The organism is Actinokineospora enzanensis DSM 44649 (genome assembly GCF_000374445.1).
GTDB lineage: Bacteria > Actinomycetota > Actinomycetes > Mycobacteriales > Pseudonocardiaceae > Actinokineospora > Actinokineospora enzanensis.
In genome coordinates this window covers 38,892-60,460 of sequence record NZ_KB894427.1, presented here as the reverse complement: position 1 = coordinate 60,460, position 21,569 = coordinate 38,892, and the positions used below count along the sequence as shown (strand labels likewise).

Here is a 21,569-nt window from a genome sequence, read left to right as displayed (position 1 = left end):
GGGTCAGCGCTTGAGCCAGCTGGTGCGCCGCAGCGCGGACTGGAACGCCTTGGTCGCCGGTTCGATGTCGCCCAGGTACTCGCCCAGCTGCTCCGGTCGCGCCGAGAGGTCCGGTTTGGGCTCGGGGAACGCGGGCAGCCACGACACGTTCGCGCTCGTCGCCGCCACCCGCCGCCACCAGGCGATCACCTCGGCCCGGATCTGCTTCTCCTCCTCCCTGGCCTTGGCGATGGCCCGGTCGGCCGCGGAGATCTCGCCGACCAGATCGACCGCCCGCTTGCGCTCCCGGTCGGCGTGCCTGCGCGCGGCGTGCCTGGCCAGGTCGAGCAGCTCCCGGTACTGGGCGAGCGGGTCCGGCTCGCCCAGCGGGATGGTGTCCTCGGTCACCGGTCCTCCAGCGCGCTCGCGGTGTCGAACGGGATCAGCACGTCCGGTCGGCTGTGCGTGGACCGGTCGAAGTGGATCGCCCGGTGCGGTCGCGGCGACCAGTCCACCAGCTGCCCGGCCGAGAGCGTGTTCAGCTCCGCGCCCTGCACGTCCAGGGCCACCCATGCGCCCACGTCGTCCGCGCCGCCGAAGCCCAGCGTCTCCTTGAGCCTGCTCACCCCGCGCCACCAGCCGAACGTGTGCACGTGCTGGGCCGGGCCGTGCTTGAGCAGTGCCCGCAGCCGGTCCACTCCGGCCGAGTCCAGTCCGGCCGCGTCCACTGCGTAGAAGAACACGAACCGCGGCCCCTCGGTCAGCTGGACCTTCTCCGCGGTGAACTCCGTGTCGACCCGGTGTCCGATCCGCGTCAACGCGTCGGCCACGGTCTTGACGTGCGGCTCCAGCGTCTGCACCGGACACCACAGCGAGAACTCGACCTCGCCGGGCCGGACCAGCCTGCCGAGCGACAGCGCCGCACTGTCCATAACGGACAGAGCGTCCTCCTGGGCGGTGCCCAGCACGGCCAGGTTCCGGCCCGGCACCGGCGCCACCCGGAACGTCGCCGCGCTGTCCGCCACCGCGATCACCTGGCCGAGCAACGGTCCCTGTCCCGCCCGGTAGGCGGCCGCCCCGGCCAACTCGGGTCTGCGCCCGCCGTCGAACAGCCGCGGCTGCACGGTCGGCCGCAGCCGCTCGTAGAGCTCCCGTTGCAGGACGTCGAACGTGCCCCGGCTGGACGCGTCCGGCACGTGCGCGATCTCGTTGCCGTGCGGTACCCCGGACTCGTGGTTGACCACCGCGTGCCACCGCGGCAGGTCCAGCGGGGCGAAATTGTTGTCGGTGAGCACCCGCTTCGCCTTCGGCATGGCGATGCGCAGCGTGCACTGGTCGTAGACCGCGGGCTTGCCCCAGAACGCCTCGATCCCGGCGATGTCCTGGCTGGCCAGCACCAGGTGGATGCCCTGCGAGCGCCCCCGCCGCGCCACGTCCTCCAGCAGCGACGCGGCCTGCTGGGTGATCTGGTCGCGGGCGTTGAACAGCGCCTGGAACTCGTCGATCACCGCCACGATCCGCGGCCACGGCACGTCCGGCTCGGCCTCGCGCAGCTCCGCCAGCTTGGTGACCTCCTGCCGCTTGGCCGCCTCCGCGCGCCGGGCCAGCTCGCGGGCCAGGAACCGCAGCAGCGCCAGCCCGAACTCCCGGTCGGTGTTGACGTTCACGCCCACCAGCCGCGCCTGCGGCAGCCAGCTCTCGTCCTTGCGGCCCGGGGTCAGCCCGGCGAACGACACGCCCTCCTTGAAGTCCAGCAGGTACAGCTCCAGCTCGCTCGGCGGGTACCGCGCGGCCAGGCCGCCGAGCAGGGCGTAGAGGAAGTTCGTCTTGCCCGACCCGCTCGGGCCCGCCACCAGCGCATGCGGAGTGGCGTCGCCGAGCACCAGGTCGATCGGGTCGCCCTCGTCGAACCCGATCACCGTGCGCAGCTCGTCGCGCGAGCTGCCGGTGCCCAGCCGGGCGGGCAGCAGGTCGGTGAAGGAGCGCTCCCGGCCGCGCATCGCCTTGGCCTCGGTGCCGACCATCCCGGCCGCGCGGGAGACCCGGGCGGCGGGCAGCGGCGGGTCCGGCCGCACCTCGATGCCCACCCCGGTCACGCTGGCGGTCGCGGTCTCCGCGCCGGTGAACGTGATCGTCTCCATCGGCCCGCTCGCCGACACCGGCATGTCCACCAGGATCAGGTGCACGCCCGCCTCCGGCCCGGTGCGCGCCACCCGGTTCAGCTCCCGCCACAGCTCGTCGTCGAGCCGCTCGCCGTTGCCGAACAGCACCGCCACCCGCCACGGCTCCAGCCGGTGCCCGGCGAGCCGCGACCCCTCGCGCAGCGTGGCCACGCCCTCCCGGCGCAGCTTGGCGTGCACCTTGCGGATGTGCAGGGCCAGCGCGGCCAGCAGGCTGTCCAGCCGGGTCGCGTCGTGCACCGCCATCAGCCCGTTGTCGCTGAACGCCTGCAGGTTGGGCAGCGGGTTGATCAGATGCCCGATGTCCCACAGGTGTACCCGCAGCAGGCCGGGGGTGAACGTGCTCAGCAGCCGCAGCAGCAGAGTCTCCACAATGGACTCGACGGCCGGTCTGCTCTCCGGCACCGAGTTCAGCCGCAGGTTCGCGTGGTCCAGCAGCGGCACCGCCAGCGGGAACTCGTCGCCAGGATCGGCCTCCTCGACCCGCGCCGTGCCCACCCGCCACAGCCGCGGCGAGCTAACCCCGGGATCGGTGCCCACCCGACCCAGCCACTCCGACCAGGGCCGACCCGACGGGCCGGGCGTCTCGTTCGCCACCAGCGCGCGCACCGGGTCCAGCCCGGCCGCCCGCCACTCGGCGTAGCTGTCCGCGCGCTCGGCCGCCAGCCGCGCCCACACCTCGGCCAGCTCCGGATCCGCGCGCAGCTCGGCGATGTCCTGGTCACGCGCGGCGGCGACGAACCCGACGCCGTGCACCCGGCGCTCGAACTCCAGCCGCCGCTTGGCCGACTCGGCCGCCTCCCGCGTGCCCGCGGCCGCGCCCAGCGCCTGGTTCAGCGTGGTGCGCAGCCTGCGCAGCGCCTCCTCGGCGCGCTCCCGGCGTTCCCGCTTACCCAACGTGCTCACCCGACCTGTGCTGTCCCTGTTCCGACGACGCGAACGACGGTGCCGACCAGTGCGGGTGGGCGCGCTCCGGAGTCCGGCGCGCCGCCCGCGCGCCTGCCGGTGCCACGGGGGTCAAAGCCGGGCCGCGTAACCCTCGACGGAGGTGATGCCCGCCTGGACCACGTGCTGTGCGTCGGCCAGCGCCCGCACCGCCTCGCCGAGCAGACCCGCCGACCGCTCCACGTCGGCCAGCCCGGCGCTCGCCGCGGCCGCCGCGGGGCCGGAACCCGCCGCCGCGGCCGACGCGGCGGTGGAGGCGGCCGCCAACGCGCCGCGCGCCTCGTCGAGCTGCAGGGACGCCTGCGCGATGGCCGCGACCCCCGCGTGCGCCTTCTCGGTGGCCACCGCGATCCAGGAACGGATCTCCTCCACACCCGCCATACCTGAACAGGCTAGTGCGGATGATCTCCGTCGGCCGCACCGGGTTCGCCGGGCTACTCCGATCGTGTCCGGCGCCCCGACGTGGTCCGAACAGGTGAATCACCGGTGAACGACGATGTCGACTTCGCGTGGATTCGCCGGGCTTTTCCGGTTGCCTTCCCAGCCGATCACACCGAGAAGCGGGTGGGAACCGTTATGGCGATCTGTGATCTGCCCACCCCGTCCGCCGCCGTTCTACCGTCGACCCCGGCCGCGAGTGGAACGGACGCGCACCGTTTCAACGGGCCACAGGCGCTCACGCACGCCCGTCCGGTCCCGGTGGGGGCACCGGCCGGGCACGCACACCCGAGTGTCCTGGCAACAGGGAGAGACGGGGCTCGGATCCCCGGCAGGGATAAGGGGAGGGGTCCGCGCGGCGCGCGCGGACCCCTTTCCCGCGCGCCCACGCCGGGGGTACGGTCGCTGGACCGCCGCGGACCGCGTCCCCGGTCCGGCGGGATGCGGAGGGTCCCGTGGAACTGGAAGTACGCCACCTGCGCGCGCTGGCCGCCATCGACGAGACCGGCAGCCTCACCCAGGCCGCCAAGCGCCTCGGCATGTCCCAGCCCGCGCTGTCCGGTCTGCTGCAACGCATCGAGCGCACCGTCGGCGGCCGCCTCTTCTTCCGCGCCGAGTACGGCTGCCTGCCCACCCCGCTGGGCGCCGAGGTGCTCAACGAGGCCCGCGTCGTCCTCAGCGGCATGTCGGCGATCGCCGAGCGGGTGGGGGAGTGGTCCCGCCGCGGCCTCCCCTCCGACCCGCTGCGCCTGGGCGGCTACTGCGGCTTCCTGCACGTGTCGATGGGCAGGTGGCTGAGCGACCAGCCGTGGTGCTCCGGGGTGAGCCTGCAGGAGGACATCGACGAGCGCATCAGCGTCGACAAGGTCGCCATCGGCGCACTCGACCTGGCCGTGGTCTACCGCCCGCCGCTGTCGGGCATCACCACACCCCCGGGCGTGCTGAGCCTGATGGTGCATGCGGCCGAACCGGTGTTCCTGGCCGTCGCGGGCGACCACCCGCTGGCCGCCATGCGCCGCATCAGACTCTCGGACGTCGCCGAACACCCCTGGGTCGACGAACCCCCTGGCACGACCCGCTGGTCCGGCTACGTCAACCAGGTCTGCCACGAGCACGGCGTGGTCCTCGACCAGCCGCACAGCACCCAGTGCCTGGCCACCCTCCTGGAACTGATCTCCGCAGGCCTCGCCGTCGGCCCTGCCCTGGCCACCAGCCGAGGCCGCCCGGGCGCGATCGTCATCCGCCCCATCGAGGGCCACCCCATGCACCAGGAACTGCGGTTGTTCTATCGGCCGGGAACCGTTGTGGCCGCCCACATCGAGGAGATCTACGCCCAGGTCATGCGCTGGTACCACCTCCGCCAGGGCTGCAGCCAGGCCTATGACGAGTGGTGGGGCGAACGCGGCCGGGACCTGGCCCCCACCGGCTGATTTCCCGCGAGCGACCAAAGCGTTGTCGCACAAGCGTGTTTCACTGGCCACATGCACCTGTCCACCACCCCCGAACCCCCGTACTACGCCGTCGTCTTCACCTCCCTCCTTGCCCAGGACCACGACGGCTACGCCGAGACCTCCGACCGCATGACCGAACTGGTCCGCTCCTCCCCGGGCTACCTCGCCCACGACTCCGCCCGCGACGACACCGGCACGGGCATCACCGTCGCCTACTTCCGCGACGAGGAGTCCATCGAGACCTGGCGTCGTCAGGCCGAGCACGTCGTCGCCCAGGACCGCGGCCGCGCCCAGTGGTACGACGCCTACGAGGTCCGCGTCGCGAAGGTCGAGCGCGCCTACGGTTTCCGGCGGGTCGAGCGGTCCCACCCGCGCGGGTGAGTTTTCGGTCACCGCCCGACCGCGGGCCGCGCCCGATCCCACCTGCCGGTCCCGCTCCCGCCGCCCGGCATACTCCCTGGGAGTCGACGAGAGCGGGGAGTGCGATGGGCCGGGAGCACTGGGTCGCGGTGGCCCGCGAGGTGGCCGCGCGGCTGGTCGCGGACGCCGTGGCACGCGAGCGTGAAACCGCCGAACCTGTTGCCGAGGTGGCGTTGGTGCGCGACAGTGGGCTCCTGCCGCTGATGATCCCGGCCGACCATGGTGGCCACGGCGAGGATTGGGCCACGGCGCACGCCGTGCTCGCCGTGGTCGCCGCCGCCGACGCCTCGGTGGGGCACCTGCTCGGCTACCACTACCTGCACGTGTGGCGCACCTCCCTGTTCGACGTCCCGGCGACCGCGGCCGCTTTGGACCGTGCCACCGTCGAACACGGATGGTTCTGGGCAGGCGTGGCGAACCCGCGCGACGACGCGCTCACCGTGTCCGATGTGGACGGTGGGTTCGCGGTGGCAGGCCGCAAGTTCTTCGCCACCGGCGCCAGCGTCGCCGACCGGCTGGTGGTCAGCGGGCAGCACGCGACGACCGGCCGCAAGCTCACCTTCACCCTGGACGCCCGCGCCCCCGGCATCCGCTACCTCGGCGACTGGGACAACCTGGGCCAGCGCCGCTCGGCCAGCGGCGGCGTCGAGTTCGCGAACGTCGCGTTGGCACCGGACGCCGTGCTCGGCTGGACACCCGAACCGGACGACCCGCGCGCGCAGCGTGACTCCCTGGCCGCGCTGGGCTTCCAGCTCGTCCTCAGCCGCGTGCTCGCCGCCATCGGCCGCGGCGCGATCACCGAGGCCGCCCGCTACACCCGCGAGACCTCCCGCGCCTGGCCCGCCTCCGGCGTCGAACACGCCGTGGACGACCCGCACATCCTCGCGGGCTACGGCTCGCTGATCTCCCGACTGGACGCCGCCGACCTGCTCGTCGACGCCGCCGCCGACTCGTTCACCGCGGCCGCCGCGCGCGGGGACGGTCTCACCGCGACCGAACGCGGCGAGACCTCGCTGCGGATCTCCGCCGCCAAGACCGTCACCTCCGAACTGGCCACCGAGATCGCCAGCCGGGTCTTCGAGTTCACCGGCGCCCGCGCCACCGCCGCCAAGCACGGCATGGATCGCTTCTGGCGCAACGCCCGCACGCTCACCCTGCACGACCCGGCGGTCTACAAGGCGGCCGAGGTCGGCAGGCACCTGCTCACCGGCGAGTACCCCACGCCCGGCGGGTACAGCTGATGGAGCCCACGCTCGCCCGCAGCGTGCGGCTCGACGACGACGCCGTCGTCATCCTGGACCGCCGCCGCTTCCCGTTCGAGCGGGTCTGGGTGCGCTGCGCGGACGTCGAGGCGGTCGCGGTCGCCATCGAGGACATGGTCACCCAGTCCTCCGGCCCCTACTTCGCCGCGCTCTACGGCCTGGTCCTGGCCGCCCGCGACGCCCGCGCGCTGCCGCCCGCCGAGGCCCGCGCCGCGCTCGGCCGCGCCGGTGACCGCCTGGTCGCCAGCCGGTCCACCAACAACGCCCTGCGCCAGGCCGTCGCGATCGTCCTGGCCGAGGTCGACGCGGCGGGACCGGTCGCGGGGGAGGAGCTGGCGGCCGCGGCCCTGCGCGGCGCCCTCGACGGCGACGCGCGCTACCGGGCCGCCAGCCGCGCCCTGGGCGAGCACACCGTCGCCCTGCTGCCCGACGACGCCCGCGTCCTCACCCACTGCTGGGCCGACACCTACCTGATGGAGACCGTCGCCGCGGCCGACCGCCTGGGCAAGCGGCTCTCCTTCCTCTGCACCGAGACCCGCCCCTACCTGCAAGGAGCCCGCCTCACCGCGGAGACCCTGGCCGAGCTGGGCGTCGACACCACGCTGATCACCGACGGCATGGGCGCGTCCGTGCTCTCGGCCGGGCTGGTCGACGTCCTGCTGACCGCCGCGGACCGGGTCACCATGGACGGGCACGTGGTGAACAAGGTCGGCACCCTCGGGCTCGCGGTCGCCGCGCACGCCTTCGGGGTGCCGTTCCTGGCCCAGGTGCGGGCACCCGACCCGGCCGCGCCGACGGCCGCCGACGTGCCCATCGAACACCGCCCCGGCGACGAGGTGCTGCACACCCTGGGCACCCGCACGGCCAGCGCGAAGGTCCGCGGCCACTACCCGGCCTTCGACGTGACCCCGCCGCGCTACGTCACCACGATCGTCACCGACCGCGGCCCGTTCACCCCGGACGCCGTCGCGGAGTACCACCGGAAAGAAGAGGAACCGTGACCGACACGCTCACCGCCCAGTGGGTCGTCCTGGACATCGAGGGCACCCTGATGCCCACCGCGGGCGTGCACGTCGTGCTCTACGACTACGCGCGCCCCCGACTCGGCCCCTGGATCGACGCGCACCCGGACGACCCGACCGTGCGCTCCGCCGTGGCCGGGACCAAGGCCGAGGCGGGCCTGCCGGAGACCGCGGGCACCGCCGAGGTCGTGGCCGTGCTGCACGGGTGGATGTCCGCCGACCGCAAGGCGGCCCCGCTCAAGGACCTGCAGGGCCTGATCTGGCAGGACGGCTACGCCCGCGGCGACCTGGTCTCGTCGTACTTCCCGGACGTCGTGCCCACCCTGCGCGCCTGGGAGTCCGCGGGCCTGCGCCTGGCGGTGTTCTCGTCCGGCTCGGTCGCGGGCCAGATCGCGTCGTTCTCCACCACCACCGAGGGCGACCTGACCCGCCTGTTCCGCCACCACTTCGACACGGTCAACGCGGGCCCCAAGCGCGAGGCGGCCTCCTACGCGGCCATCGCCGAGGGCATCGGCGGCCCCATCCCGAACCGCATCGTGTTCCTGTCGGACGTCCCCGCCGAACTGGACGCCGCCGCCGAGGCGGGCTGGCAGACGATCGGCCTGGCCCGCGACGGCGAGCCCTACGCCGCCGCCGACTTCGGCGGCCACCGGGTGGCCAAGTCCTTCGACGAGTTCCGGATCACGCCCGATGCCTGACCTCGTCACCGCCGGTCGGGCCCTGGCCGCGGAATCGGCCAGGTACGCCGGTCTTGGCTGGATGCGCGGCACCTCCGGCAACCTGTCGGTGACCCTGGGCCGCGACCCCCTGCGGCTCGCCGTCACCGCCAGCGGCCTCGACAAGGGCGAACTGACCGCCCACGACGTGGTCGAAGTGGACGCTGCCGGAGAAGCGCTACCCGGCCAACGTCTCCGCCCGTCCGCCGAGGCAGGCCTGCACGCCCGCATCGCCGCCGTGGCCGGTGCGGGCGCGGTCGTCCACCTGCACATGCTCGCCCCGGTCATCGCCGCCGAACGCTGGCCGGACGGCATCGAGCTCAGCGACCTGGAGATGCTCAAGGGCTTCGGCCGCGCCGCGCACGACGACCGCGTGCTGATCCCGGTCGTCCCCAACTCCCAGGACATGAAAGTCCTCGGAGACGCTTTCGAGGTCGGTTACGATCCGGCCACCCCCGCCCTGGTGGTCGCCCGCCACGGCGTGTACGTGTGGGGGGACGACCTGCTGACGGCCCGCCACCGCGCCGAATGCCTGGAGTGGCTACTGCGCTTCAAGACCACGATCCCAGGAGGCACCCCATGACCCACCTCACGATCTGGGCCGACACCGACCCGTCGACCCCCTTGACGACCACCCGCGACGCCACCGAGATCACCCGGACACTGGCCGCCCTTGGCGTCCGTTTCTCCCGCTGGCCCGTGGTGGACCTGCCTGCGGAACCGACCTCCGAACAGGTACTGGCGGCCTACCGGGAGCACGTGGACGAGGTCATCGCCCGCGAGGGATACGTGTTCGTCGACGCCGTCTCCATGGTCCCGGCCGACACTCCCGAATGGCGTGCCCAGGCCGCAGAGGCCCGAGCCAGGTTCCTCGCCGAACACACCCACGACGACGACGAGGACCGCTTCTTCGCCCGCGGCTCCGGAATCTTCTACCTGCACATCGACGGCAAGGTCCACGCCGTCCGCTGCGAGGCAGGCGACCTGCTGAGCGTCCCCGCCGAGACCACCCACTGGTTCGACATGGGCACCCACCCCGCCTACGTCTCCATCCGCTTCTTCCACGACGACGACGGCTGGGTGGCCACCTTCCTGGACGACTCGATCGCCCACCTCTTCCCCAGCTACGACCAGCTGGTCCACGGTTCCTGACCCCTGGCGTAACCCCCACCCGTATCAAGAGGCAAGGGTGCCGAAGGCCGACGGCACCCGCCGCAGGCCACCGCCACTGTGACCCCCATCCCGGCGGTGGCCTGCCCTCCCCATCTCACCGGTGGCCGTCATCCTTACGCCCACACACGGAAAAGGCCGGTTCCCCGGTGGAGCGGGAAACCGGCCTGAACCGTCAGGGTTACTATCCACTAACCTCTCACTGCTGCTCAAACCGAAGCAACTGCTGAATCTGCGCCGTGCGGGACTTCACGACCTTATCCGCAAATGCCTTGACCGGACCGCTGACACCTTCTTTGCCCTCATCGAGGGCGAATTCGACAGCATTGTGCTGATGTCCGGTCAAAATCGGAATGAACTGTTTCTCGAACTCCGCGTCCGGCAGCTTGTCCAGATCGGAGATGGTCTGCGGATCGGTGATCGGCATCCCACCGTGCGCCGCGTGGGCGTTCGGGTCGGTGCTGGCCTCGATCGGCTTGCCCCAGTCGGTGAGCCACTTCTTCATCTGGCCCAGTTCCTGCTGCTGTGTCACCCGGATAGCGTCCGCCAGGTTGCGCAGCTCAGGACGGATGTTGTGCTTGTCGGCCAGGGAAGCCAGCTGGATCCCCTGGTCGTGGTTCGCGATCGCCATCTGCAGGAACATCACGTCGGCGAGGTTCCAGTCGCCGCCGACGGCAGGCGCCGCCCCCGCCGTGGCCGAGCCCGCCTCGGGCGCCGGAGCCTGGGCCGGGGCCGACGCGGACGTGGGGGCGGTGGCGGCGCCATGACCGGCGTGGCCCGCGTCGGGTCCGTCGGCGTTCGCGCTGCCGCACCCCGCCAACAGCAGGGCGCAGCCGACGGCCAGGAACGGACGTCTCATGCGTGCCTCCTCGGGAGGGACCCGGCCTGGGCCCGCCGAGACCCAGGCCGGGTTGCCACTAGTTGCGCGCCCAGAGGGCCGGGGTGGTGTCCGGCTCCCAGCCCGCGATGGCGGTGTGCCCCTGCAGGCAGCGGTAGGACGCGCCGTTGTAGGTCACGGTCGCGCCGGTGGCGTAGTTGGTGCCCGCGGCCCACGTGCCGGACTGCGGCGGCGTGGTCGGGGGCGTGGTGGGCGGCGTCGTCGGCGGGGTCGTCGGCGGCGTGGTCGGCGGCGTGGTGGGCGGCGTGGTGGGCGGGGTCGTGCCGCCACCGCCGCCACCGATCTGCAGGTCGACGCAGCTGTAGAACGCGTTCGCGGTGTCCGCGATGTTCCACACCGCGAGGAGCTTGACGCGGCCGGAGTACCCGCTCAGGTTCACCGTGTGGGTCTTGGTCGCGCCCGGCTGCTTGCCGCCGTCGTTGAACACCGCCACCCGGGTGCTGCCGATGAAGTACTCCCACGTCGAGGTGGCGTGGCGGGCGGTCAGGGTCCAGGTGAAGTCCACGGAGTTGCCGACGGAGGCCGCGGGCCACGCCTTGGAGTCGTCGTTGAGCTGGGAGAACTGGCTCAGGCCGCCGTTGCAGCTCTTCAGACCCTTGGGGCCCTCGACGCTCTGCGGCTCGTAGATGATCGAGCCGCAGTTGCTCACCTTGCCCGCCGCGCAGTTGGCCTGGCGGCTGGGCGGCGAGCTGATGTACCCGTGCGCGGACGCGGAGGCCGCGGGCAGGGCGACCATCAACAGGGGGGCGATGCCGACCCCGGCCGCGGCCGCGGCGATCTTGCGCGTGTGTTTCATGTTCAGTGCTCCTCCACTACAGTGGACGGCGTTTCCGCCGGTCGCGACAGCGACCGGCGCAGGGGGGAAACGGGGAGCAAGGGGACGCCTGCCTCCCGTCGGGCGTCGGCCGGACCCGGACGCCGGAGGGTCGAACTGGTGTTGCTGTGGTCTAGACCATAAGACGCTCGCGATCACCCGTCAAGACGAGGCCGAACGTCCCGGCGACGGTAAATTCACATATCGTCCGTGACGGTTCAAGCCCCGGTCAAGCGACCGTACGGCGCATGTCATCACCACTGGACCGACCGCCATCGCCCGTGCGGGCGGACATCGTCGGCCGTTCGGGCGTACGACCGGTGTGGTGAACCACTCCCGCCCTTCCCGGCGCGGTGCGGCCGGGGTGTCCGACACCGCGGATACCCTCCGGTACCTTGGGACACCTGTTCGAGCGGGACGACCGCGCGGGCGCGAGAACGATCCGGGGAGAGCGACCCAGTGACTGCCGAGACCCTCTACGGGGCCGACGACCTGACGCACCTGGAGGGTCTGGAGGCCGTGCGCAAGCGGCCCGGCATGTACATCGGGTCCACCGACAGCCGCGGCATCAACCACCTGTTCTCCGAGATCGTGGACAACTCCACCGACGAGGGCGTGGCCGGGCACGCGACCAGGGTCGTGGTCATCCTGCACCGGGACGGCAGCGTCCAGGTCGACGACGACGGCCGCGGCATCCCGACCGGCGTGCACGCCAAGTCCGGTCTGTCCGGTGTGGAGCTGGTGCTGACCCGCCTGCACGCGGGCGGCAAGTTCGGCGGCTCCGGCTACAAGACCTCCGGCGGCCTGCACGGCGTTGGCGCCTCCGCGGTCAACGCCCTCTCGCACCGCTTCGACATCCAGGTCAAGCGCGAGGGCAAGGTCCACCGGATGTCGTTCGCGCACGGCGTGCCCGGCGTGTTCGACGGAGACGGTCCGCAGGCCAAGTTCACCCGCCAGTCCGGCCTGGACGTGGTCGGCAGGATGAAACGCGGCGAGTCCACCGGCACCTCGACCCGCTACTGGTACGACGCGCGCTACTTCGAGAACGGCGCCGCCCTCGACGTCCAGGCCGTCCGGACCAAGCTGCGCAACACCGCCTTCCTCGTCCCCGGCGTCACCTACGTACTGCGCACGACCGACGCGGAGACCGGCGAGCAGGCCGAGGAGACCTTCCACTACCCGCACGGCCTGGTCGACATGGTCGAGTTCCTGTCCCCGTCCGACGAGAAGGCCGTCTCCGGCACCGTCCTGGTCAACGGCGAGGGCACCTACCTGGAGAACGCCGCCGACGAGAACGGCGTGATGCGGTCCAAGGTGGAGCGCCGGGCCGAGGTCGAGGTCGCGTTCCGCTGGGGCACCGGCTACGAGCGCGTCGTCGAGTGCTTCACCAACACCATCCGCAACATGCACGGCGGCACCCACCGCCGCGGCTTCGAGCGGGCGGCGCTGAAGTCCCTGCAGGACGCCATCGCGAAGACGAGAGGTCTGCTCAAGCCCAAGGAGGACCTGCCCACCCTGGACGACGTCCTGGAGGGCATGACCGCCGTGGTGCACGTGCGCATCCCGGAGCCGCAGTTCACCTCGCAGACCAAGGACGAGCTGTCCACCGCGGGCATCACCAAGGTCATCCAGGGCGTGGTCGACCGGCACCTGCGCGAGTGGACCGAGGACCGGCGCACCAAGGCCGAGGCCAAGGTGGTGCTGCAGAAGATCGTGGACGCGGGCCGGGTGCGGATCGCGCAGAAGCAGCAGAAGGACGCCGCCCGCCGCAAGACCGCGCTGGAGGGCGCGGCCATGCCCGCCAAACTGGTGGACTGCCGCAGCACCGGCCTGATCCGCAGCGAGCTGTTCCTGGTCGAGGGCGACAGCGCGCTCGGCTCGGCCAGGATGGCGCGGGTCTCGGAGTACCAGGCGCTGCTGCCGCTGCGCGGCAAGATCCTCAACGTGCAGAAGGCCAGCCTGGCCGACACCCTGCGCAACGCCGAGATCGCCTCGATCGTCCAGGTACTCGGCGCGGGCTCCGGCCGCACCTTCGACCTGTCGGTGATGCGCTACGGCCGCGTCATCCTGATGGCCGACGCGGACGTCGACGGCTCGCACATCCGCACCCTGCTGATCACCCTGTTCGCCAAGTACATGCGCCCGGTGATCACCGATGGCAGGCTCTACGCCGCCATGCCGCCGCTGCACAAGATCACCACCCGGGGCCGCAACCCCGAGACCATCTTCACCTTCACCCAGCGCGAGATGGAGACCACCCTGGCCCGCCTGGAGAAGGCGGGCAGGCAGGTGGTCACCCCGGTGCCCCGCTTCAAGGGCCTCGGTGAGATGGACGCCGACGAGCTGTGGGACACCACCATGAACCCGGCCACCCGCTCCGTCCGCCGCATCACCCTCGACGACGTCGAGGCCGCCGAGGCGGCCCTGGAGCTGCTGATGGGGGAGAAGGTGGAACCCCGCCGCAACTGGCTGGTCGACTCCGCCGCCCGCGTCGACCAGTCCGCCATCGACGTATGAGCCGCCCGACCTTCCCGAGCTCTGACGAACGCGAGAGAGAGCGCTGAGCAATGGCCCGCCGTAAAGCCCCCTCGGCCAAGGTCGACCCGTCCGCGTTCGACCAGCCGGGCGCGCAGGTCTTCGAAAACTCGATCAAGACCGAGATCGAGGACTCGTACCTGGAGTACGCCTACTCGGTCATCCACTCCCGCGCCCTGCCGGACGCCAGGGACGGCCTGAAGCCGGTTCACCGGCGCATTCTCTATTCGATGAACGAACAGGGATACCGCCCCACTCACGCTTATGTGAAATCATCCCGAGTCGTCGGCGACTGCTTTGTTCGCGGCGCACTGGTCTCGACTCCGGAGGGGCTGCGCCGGATCGAGGAGATCGAGCTCGGCGACCACGTGCTCGACGGTGACGGGTACCCGGTGCCGGTGACGGAGGTCTACGCGAACCCGGTGTCCGCACTGATCCGGGTGACCTGGACCAACGGCCACTCCATGGTCGTCACTCCCGGGCAGCGCTTCCGCACGGTCGCCGACGATCTGGCGACCGAGTGGGTCGCCGCCCGTGACCTCGTCGGGCACCGCACGCTCGGTTTCGGGGCAGGTCGGGCGCTGCCCGCCGCGGGGACGGACACGTACCCGTATGTCCTCGGCCTCATCGTCGCCGAGGGCTTCGCTGTCGACAGGTCTCGTGCGGTCGACGGGCGCGTCCGCATCCACATGTGTGACGTCGAACCGCTGGACATCGCGCACGGCTGGGCCATCGCCGAGGGTCTCGCGGTGTACCGGGGCAAGCGGGAGGCGGTCAACCCGAAGCACCGGGACCAGCACATCCTCACCTTCGCCAGGCACGAGGGCCTGCTGTCGGTGGGGACCCCGCTCAGCGCGAACAAGCAGATCCCCGGTTCGGTGCTCGCCGACCGCGCTTCCTGGATCCCGTTCCTCGCCGGTCTCCTCGACGGCGACGGCTACGTCCGGCGGAAGAACCGCGAGATCGTTTACGTGACCACCAGCCCGGTGCTGTCACGCCAGGTGAGCGGACTGCTCGCCGACTGCGGCATCCATGTCCACCATTGGACTCGGGCGGGCAAGGAGGGGCAGTACCCGTTGCTCGGCCTTTCCATCAGCGGCGGGGACGCGGCCCGGTTGGCGCAGGCACTGTTGCCCTGGGTTCGGATCGGATATAAGCAGGATGCCCTGCGCAGGCTGCTTGAGATCGAATACGAGTACAACGGCAAGCAGGGCAACGACCTGGAGATGTTGAGCGGTCGGTCGTTCCTGACCGTGGCGTCGGTCGAACCTGTCGACCCCGATGTCACCTATGACATCCAGGTCGGTTCGGAAGACCATGCCTTCGTCGTCGATGGCCAGGTCGTGCACAACTGCATGGGCAAGTACCACCCGCACGGCGATGTGGCCATCTACGACTCCATGGTTCGGCTCGCCCAGGACTTCTCGCTCAACGCCCCCTTGGTCGACGGGCACGGAAACTTCGGTTCGCCGGACGATGGACCTGCCGCGTCGCGTTATACCGAGGCGCGGATGTCGCAGGAAGCGATGCTTCTCGTCGGCGAACTCGGCGAGGACACGGTCGATTTCCGGCCCAACTACGACGGTTCACTCCTCGAACCCACGGTCCTTCCCGCCGCATTCCCGAACCTGTTGGTCAATGGGACATCGGGCATCGCCGTTGGCATGGCGACGAACATGATCCCGCACAACCTCGGCGAGGTCGTGGCCGCCGCCCGCTACCTGATCAGCCACCCGGACGCCACGCTGGACAAGCTCATGGAGTTCGTCCCCGGCCCCGACCTGCCGACCGGCGGCATGCTGCTGGGCCTCGACGAGGTGCGCAAGGCCTACGAGACCGGCCGCGGCGTGGTGCGGATGCGGGCCAAGGTGGAGATCGGCCCGCTGGAGGGCAGCCGGGGCAGGCAGGCGATCACCGTGGTGGAGCTGCCGTACCAGGTGGGCGCCGAGAAGATCATCGAGAAGATCGGCGACGAGGTCACCAAGTCCAAGCGGCTCACCGGGATCGCCGACGTCAAAGACCTGACCGACCGGGAGAACGGCACCCGACTGGTCATCGAGTGCAAGGTCGGGGTCAACCCGCAGGCATTGCTCGCCGACCTGTACCGGTTGACGCCGATGGAGCAGTCGTTCGGCATCAACAACCTGGTGCTCGTCGAGGGCCAGCCGCGCACCCTCGGCCTCAAGGCGCTGCTGGAGGTGTTCCTGCAGCACCGCTACGACGTCGTCACCCGCCGCACCCGGTACCGCAAGCGCAAGCGCGAGGAACGCCTGCACCTGGTCGAGGGCCTGCTGCTCGCGCTCATCGACATCGACAAGGTCATCCGATTGATCCGAGGCAGCGACAACGCGGCCGAGGCCAAGGACGGCCTGATGAAGCGGTTCAAGCTCTCGGAGATCCAGGCCACCTACATCCTCGACACCCCGCTGCGCAGGCTGACCAAGTTCGACAAGCTCGAACTGGAGGAGGAGCAGGACCGGCTCCGCGCCGAGATCGCCGAGCTGGCCAAGATCCTCGACGACGAGAAGGTCCTGCGCCGCCTCGTGTCGAACGAGCTGGGCAAGGTCGCCAAGGACCTCACCGCCGAGCGCCGCACCGCGCTGATCGACGGCGACCTCAAGGAGGTCCTGGCCGCCTCGAAGCCCGCGGGCCCGCTGGAGGTCGCCGACGACCCCTGCCAGGTGATCCTGTCCGCCACCGGCCTGGTCGCGCGCACCGCCGCCGAGTCGGAGGAGTCCGCCGAGGGCCGCCGCCGCAAGGGCCGCGCCCGGCACGACACCGTCGCCGCGATCGTCCACTCCACCGCCCGCGGCCAGATCCTCCTGGTCACCAACCGCGGCCGCGCGTTCAAGACGGATGTGCTGCCGCTCCCGGTCCTCCCGGAGCAAAGCGGCACGGTGTCACTGAGCGGCGGCATGGCGGCCAGCGAACTGGTCCCGTTGGAACCGAAGGAACACGTCATCGGCATTGCCCCCCTGGGCGACCAGGCGACCGGTTCCCCCGGCATTGCCCTGGGCACCCGTCAGGGCGTGGTCAAGGTCTGTTCCCCCGAATGGCCGGTGCGCGCGGACGAGTTCGACGTGATCACCCTGAAGGACGGCGACGAGGTGATCGGCGCGACCTGGCTGACCGACGGCACCGAGACGTTGGCCTTCGTCAGCTCCGAGGCCTCCCTCCTGCGCTACCCGGCCACCCTGGTCCGCCCCCAGGGCCTCAAGGGCGGCGGCATGGCAGGCATCAACCTCCCCGCCGACACCCACGCCACCTTCTTCGGCGCCGTCCGCACCGACGACCCCGACCACGGCGACCCCATGGTCGTCACCTCGACCGGCCAGACCGTCAAGGTCACCCCGTTCTCGGAATACCCCGCCAAGGGCCGAGCCACCGGCGGCGTCCGCGCCCACCGCTTCCTCAAGGGCGAGACGACCCTGATCCTCGCCTGGGTAGGCCCGCGCCCCGCGGGCGCCTCCCGCACCGGCTCCGCCGTGGAACTCCCCGACCCCGACATCCGCCGCGACGGCTCCGGCGCCGCCCACCCCGGCCCCGACGTCATCGGCCACGTCATCGAACGCGACTGACCCACGGAACGTGGGGTGGCGCAACCCTTTCGCCACCCCACTTTCCCCAAACCGGCCTCCTCATGTGTGGGCGGGCACGGATGAAATCCACAGCCGGAGACCGCGTCCCGCCCTCGGTCGAAGATCCACCGACCCGCTGGTCCGGGATGAACCTCAAGCACCAGCCCTATTACGCACTGCTCAGACCCGCTCGCGCACGCCAGTGTGCGGCGTTCGCGCGTGTTTCCACCGTGGAGCGGTGCATGGCTCCCTGCACCCGAATCCGATCCACCAGCAGCTCCTCGAAGGCCCGCGCCGCCCCGAGCACGTCCCCCGACTCGCCTTGCCTGCGGGCGAGGTTGCCCCGGGTTTTCAAGGTGTCCGGGTGCTCGGCGCCCTGCACTCGGATCTGGTCCGCGAGCAGCTCTTCGAACGCTTGCGCCGCGCCGAGTGCGTCTCCTGACTCGCCTCGCCAATGTGCCGCGTTGTGTCGGGTCGTGAGGGTGTCCGGGTGATCGGGCGCCAGTACACGGAGTTGGTCGGCGAGTACGTCCGCATACGCTCGTACCGCTCCCGCGATATCGCCGGACTCGCCAAGCCAGCGGGCCAGGTTGCCGCGGGTGCGGAGGGTGTGGGGATGATCCGGGCTGAGTACATCGAGTTGATCGGTCAGGACCTCGGTGTAGGCGCGGACTGCTTTGCGGGCATCGCCGGACTCGCCGTGCCAGTGGGCCAGGTTGGCGCGGGTGGTCAGGGTGTCCGGGTGATCCGGGCCCTGTACTCGGAGTTGGTCGGCCAGTAGCTCGGTGTAGGCCCGGACCGCGCCCTCCGCGTCGCCGGATTGGCCCTGCATGTGGGCGAGGTTCGCGCGGGCGACCAGGTTGTGCGGGTGGTCCGGGCTCAATACCCGCAGTTGTTCGTCGAGCAGGCGTATGTAGGCCTGGGCCGCGCCTGCGGCGTCGCCGGATTCGCCTTGCCAGCGGGCCAGGTTGGCGCGGGTGCCGAGGACGTCGGGGTGGTCGGCGGATTGGACGCGGAGGCGGTCGGCGAGCAGGTCGATGTAGGACTGGACTGCTCCGAGGACATCTCCCGACTCGCCGAGCCAGCCCGCCAGGTTGTGCCGGGCCTTCAGGGTTTCCGGGTGGTCGGGGCCGAATACCCGGTCGACTGTCGCGTGCAGGCGTCGGTAGTGGGTGATCGCGGCGGAGACCTGGCCTGCCGTGCCCAGGCTGTTCGCGGCTCGGAACAGGACCGCGTGGCGGCGCAGTTGCCACAGGTGTTGCTCGGCGTGCTCGGACAATGCTGCCGCGTTGGCTCGGAGCATTGTGGCGAAACCGGTGTCCCGTTCCACCGGGGGCCAGCAGACCAGCAATGCGCCCGCCGCCGTTCGCGCCGTCTCGGCCAGCGCGGTGCTTGAAAGTTGTTCGCGGGCGACCTGCTGTACCAGCGCGTGCACTCGGACCACCGGGGTCGGACGATCGCGGTCGATCGTGACCAGGTTGAACCGTTGCAGGCAGCCCAATGCCCTCGCGGTGCTCTCCCCGCCGTCCGCGGACAAGTACTGCCGCACGGGCGCCGAGGTGAGCACCCGCAGCGGGATGCCATGGGGGTCGAGCACGGACATCAACGCGAGCATGGGCCGTGCCGACCCCACCGGGTCGAGCCGGTCGGCGGCCTCGATCGAGATGGACCACGTCGTCGCCACCGTGTCCGTGCGCCCATCCGCCCCGGCCCGGTCCGCGGGGAACATCCGGGACAGGGCAGCTCGCTGCGCACGCCATTGCCGGACGTAGTTCGCGCAGGTCATGCCGGGCACCATCGCGATGTAGGCGGCCGCCTGGCCGAGTGCCAGCGGGAGATGTCCGAGCAGGGAGGCCAGTTCTGCCACGTCGAGTTCTCCGAGCACGGCGCGGAGATATGCGGTGGATTGCTCCGAGGTGAACGCGCCGACCGGGGTCAGCAGGCGGGTCGAGGTGCGCAGCGTCCAGGGTTCGTTGCGTCGGGTGGTGACCACCAGCCGTCCCGAGGCGCCGGGATGCGGCCACAGGCCGGTCAGCTCGGCCGGGTCGGCCACGTCGTCGAACACCACCAGCCAGCGGTGGCGCGTGCTCGCGCACCAGTCCAGGAACCGCCGCGCGCCCTTCTCCGCGTCGTCGACCGCCTCGCCGGTCACGATCCCGCCGAGCTCCGCCAACGCCGTGACCACGTTGGCCCTGGTCGACGCCGTCACCCAGCCCACCAGCTCCACGCCATCGCGCCACGCCCGGTCCGCGTAGTCCGCCGCGGCCTGCGTCTTGCCGACCCCACCGAGCCCGGACAGCACCACCCCGCCGACGGTTGCCGTGTCCAGTTCCGGCATAGACCGCCGCTGGAAACCGTCCACCACCACCGGCACCGCCCCGGACCGATACGGCAGCGATCCCGCCGGGCCGCGTGCCCCGGTGGTGATGTGCACGTCCCGACCGACCCTGCTGATCAGCGTCGCCGACCCCGACACCACGCCGGTCAGCTCGTTGGCGTCACCAGCCCCGCTCATGAACTCGACATCGGTCCGACGGCCGGGAACGATACGGCCAAGCGCCACCTCGGAAACGATTCATTACCACACGTTCGCGAACCCCGAACATGTCGATAATGCGACCGGGCGTCATTCCACGGCCGGCCAAGATGGTCATGACGGAATTCGACCGCGTCAACGCAGGCGCGCACCCGATTGCATTCACCGTAGCCCGCGGACGGCGGTGGCGCTGCGTAGCGGGCACGTTCACTCGAATGCCAGTCGGATTTCGGCTGGTGGGCGGCCTCGTCAACAGCGGTTTTCACACCGAGTCCTTATCCGGTAACAGCGCACCCTTGTGGCTGCGCCGGCCGGGCGAGCAGTATCCGAAGGGCCGCCGCATTCGCCTAGGTGAGGGCAGCGCGGATTCGGCGGAATGGAGGCCGGGCCCGACCGGACGGCCTCCGTCCCTGCAATCGAGCACCGATGGAGTCCATGTGAAACGCACTCTCGTCGCCGCCGTGGTGCTGACCGCCTCGGCTGCGGTCGTGGTCACCGCTCCCGCGTTCGCCGGCCAGGACACCGCCCCCGACACCGTGACCCCCGAACTGCTCTCCGCCATGCAGCGCGACCTCGGCCTGTCCCCCGAGGCCGCGATGGCCCGCATCGCGAGCGAGCGCACCGCCGCCACGCTGGAGTCCGACCTGCGCGGCAGCCTGCGCGACACGTTCGGCGGCGCCTACTACGACGCGGCCGCGGGCAAGCTGGTCGTCGGCGTGACCGACGCAGCGAGCGTCGACTCCGTGCGCTCGCACGGCGCGAACGCCACCGTGGTGCGCTACAGCGCCCAGCGCCTCGACGCCACCGTCTCAGCCATGGACAAGCGTGAGAGCACCGCTCCGCGCGCGATCACGGGTTGGTACGTGGACGTCCAGCGCAACGCCGTCGTGGTGACCGCCGCCCCCGGCACCGCCACCACCGCCCGCCAGTACGTCGCGGGCCTGGGCGCCGACCTGTCGTCCACCATCTCGGTCGTCGAGTCCATCGAGGCCCCGCGCACGCTCTACGACGTCCGCGGCGGCGACGCGTACTACATCGGCTCCGGCTCCCGCTGCTCCGTCGGCTTCTCGGTGCAGGGCGGCTTCGTCTCCGCCGGTCACTGCGGCACCCGCGGCGCGCAGACCTCCGGCTCCAACCGGGTCGCGCAGGGCACCTTCCAGGCCTCGACCTTCCCCGGCCGCGACTACTCGTGGGTCAAGACCAACACCAACTGGACCCCGAAGGGCGTCGTCAACCGCTACAGCGGCTCCCAGACGGTCGCGGTGCAGGGCTCCCAGGAGTCCGCGGTCGGCGCGTCCATCTGCCGCTCCGGCTCCACCACCGGCTGGCACTGCGGCACGGTCGGCGCCAAGAACCAGACCGTGCGCTACTCCGAGGGTGCCGTCAACGGCCTGACCCGCACCAACGTCTGCGCCGAACCGGGCGACTCCGGCGGCTCGTGGCTCAGCGGCAACCAGGCCCAGGGCGTGACCTCCGGCGGCTCCGGCAACTGCAGCTCCGGCGGCACCACGTACTTCCAGCCGGTCAACCCGATCCTGCAGACCTACAGCCTCAGGCTGGTCACCAGCTGATCACCGGCACCCGGCCCCGGGCGCGCAGGCAGTCCTGCCGCCCGGGGCTTCGCC

16 protein-coding genes are annotated in these 21,569 nt (G+C 71.2%); 10 read left to right on the top strand and 6 right to left on the bottom strand.

The window, feature by feature from the left end; translation table 11 throughout:
* Positions 1-3: 3 nt before the first annotated feature.
* The 3 genes from C503_RS0125350 to C503_RS0125340 all read right to left on the bottom strand — a co-directional run bounded on the left by C503_RS0125350 (position 4) and on the right by C503_RS0125340 (position 3,485).
* Positions 4-387: a hypothetical protein gene (locus C503_RS0125350; RefSeq protein ID WP_018685032.1), complete on the bottom strand. Its 384-nt coding sequence runs from the start codon at positions 385-387 to the stop codon at positions 4-6.
* On the bottom strand, positions 384-3,056 hold the full coding sequence (locus tag C503_RS0125345) for an FtsK/SpoIIIE domain-containing protein (RefSeq protein WP_026316685.1): 2,673 nt from the start codon (positions 3,054-3,056) through the stop codon (positions 384-386). The genes C503_RS0125350 and C503_RS0125345 overlap by 4 nt, the downstream gene beginning before the upstream one ends.
* Before the next feature lie 120 nt (positions 3,057-3,176).
* Entirely contained in the window at positions 3,177-3,485 is a 309-nt protein-coding gene (locus tag C503_RS0125340) for a hypothetical protein (RefSeq protein ID WP_018685030.1), read from the bottom strand.
* A 512-nt stretch (positions 3,486-3,997) separates the two neighbouring features.
* On the opposite strand from C503_RS0125340, the gene C503_RS0125335 reads away from it, so the two are divergent.
* From C503_RS0125335 to C503_RS0125305, 7 genes are all read left to right on the top strand, one after another.
* Positions 3,998-4,972 carry a LysR family transcriptional regulator gene (locus C503_RS0125335; protein WP_018685029.1) on the top strand — a complete coding sequence of 325 codons (975 nt, stop codon included), beginning with the start codon at positions 3,998-4,000 and terminating at the stop codon, positions 4,970-4,972.
* A gap of 51 nt (positions 4,973-5,023) precedes the next feature.
* Positions 5,024-5,374: an antibiotic biosynthesis monooxygenase family protein gene (locus tag C503_RS0125330; RefSeq protein WP_018685028.1), complete on the top strand. Its 351-nt coding sequence runs from the start codon at positions 5,024-5,026 to the stop codon at positions 5,372-5,374.
* Positions 5,375-5,478: 104 nt separating this feature from the next.
* Positions 5,479-6,654 (top strand): acyl-CoA dehydrogenase family protein, encoded by a 1,176-nt coding sequence (locus C503_RS0125325; protein WP_018685027.1) that lies wholly within the window; start codon positions 5,479-5,481, stop codon positions 6,652-6,654.
* Positions 6,654-7,676, top strand: a complete 1,023-nt coding sequence (locus C503_RS0125320; protein ID WP_018685026.1) for a s-methyl-5-thioribose-1-phosphate isomerase — start codon at positions 6,654-6,656, stop codon at positions 7,674-7,676. The genes C503_RS0125325 and C503_RS0125320 overlap by 1 nt, the downstream gene beginning before the upstream one ends.
* Positions 7,673-8,395, top strand: coding sequence for an acireductone synthase (gene mtnC / locus C503_RS0125315; protein ID WP_018685025.1), 723 nt, complete (start codon positions 7,673-7,675; stop codon positions 8,393-8,395). Before C503_RS0125320 ends, mtnC begins: the two co-directional genes overlap by 4 nt.
* A complete protein-coding gene (mtnB, locus tag C503_RS0125310) occupies positions 8,388-8,996 on the top strand; it encodes a methylthioribulose 1-phosphate dehydratase (protein ID WP_018685024.1) in 609 nt (202 codons plus the stop codon). The genes mtnC and mtnB overlap by 8 nt, the downstream gene beginning before the upstream one ends.
* Positions 8,993-9,565, top strand: a complete 573-nt coding sequence (locus C503_RS0125305) for a 1,2-dihydroxy-3-keto-5-methylthiopentene dioxygenase (protein WP_018685023.1) — start codon at positions 8,993-8,995, stop codon at positions 9,563-9,565. The genes mtnB and C503_RS0125305 overlap by 4 nt, the downstream gene beginning before the upstream one ends.
* A gap of 217 nt (positions 9,566-9,782) precedes the next feature.
* Here C503_RS0125305 and C503_RS0125300 read toward each other — a convergent pair whose 3' ends face one another.
* Positions 9,783-10,442 carry a DUF305 domain-containing protein gene (locus tag C503_RS0125300; protein ID WP_018685022.1) on the bottom strand — a complete coding sequence of 220 codons (660 nt, stop codon included), beginning with the start codon at positions 10,440-10,442 and terminating at the stop codon, positions 9,783-9,785.
* Between the two features lie 58 nt (positions 10,443-10,500).
* Entirely contained in the window at positions 10,501-11,277 is a 777-nt protein-coding gene (locus tag C503_RS0125295) for a lytic polysaccharide monooxygenase (protein WP_018685021.1), read from the bottom strand.
* Between the two features lie 477 nt (positions 11,278-11,754).
* Here C503_RS0125295 and C503_RS0125290 point away from each other — a divergent pair, with 477 nt between their 5' ends.
* The gene (locus tag C503_RS0125290; protein ID WP_018685020.1) at positions 11,755-13,812 is read left to right on the top strand and encodes a DNA gyrase/topoisomerase IV subunit B; all 2,058 of its coding nucleotides are present in this window, start codon (positions 11,755-11,757) and stop codon (positions 13,810-13,812) included.
* A gap of 50 nt (positions 13,813-13,862) precedes the next feature.
* A complete protein-coding gene (locus tag C503_RS44915; protein ID WP_018685019.1) occupies positions 13,863-17,408 on the top strand; it encodes a DNA topoisomerase (ATP-hydrolyzing) in 3,546 nt (1,181 codons plus the stop codon).
* Positions 17,409-17,577: 169 nt separating this feature from the next.
* On the opposite strand, the gene C503_RS44105 is transcribed toward C503_RS44915, so the two are convergent.
* The gene (locus C503_RS44105) at positions 17,578-19,923 is read right to left on the bottom strand and encodes a tetratricopeptide repeat protein (RefSeq protein ID WP_211222457.1); all 2,346 of its coding nucleotides are present in this window, start codon (positions 19,921-19,923) and stop codon (positions 17,578-17,580) included.
* A 458-nt stretch (positions 19,924-20,381) separates the two neighbouring features.
* On the opposite strand from C503_RS44105, the gene C503_RS0125275 reads away from it, so the two are divergent.
* Positions 20,382-21,515, top strand: coding sequence for a S1 family peptidase (locus C503_RS0125275; RefSeq protein ID WP_018685017.1), 1,134 nt, complete (start codon positions 20,382-20,384; stop codon positions 21,513-21,515).
* Positions 21,516-21,569 lie beyond the last annotated feature (54 nt).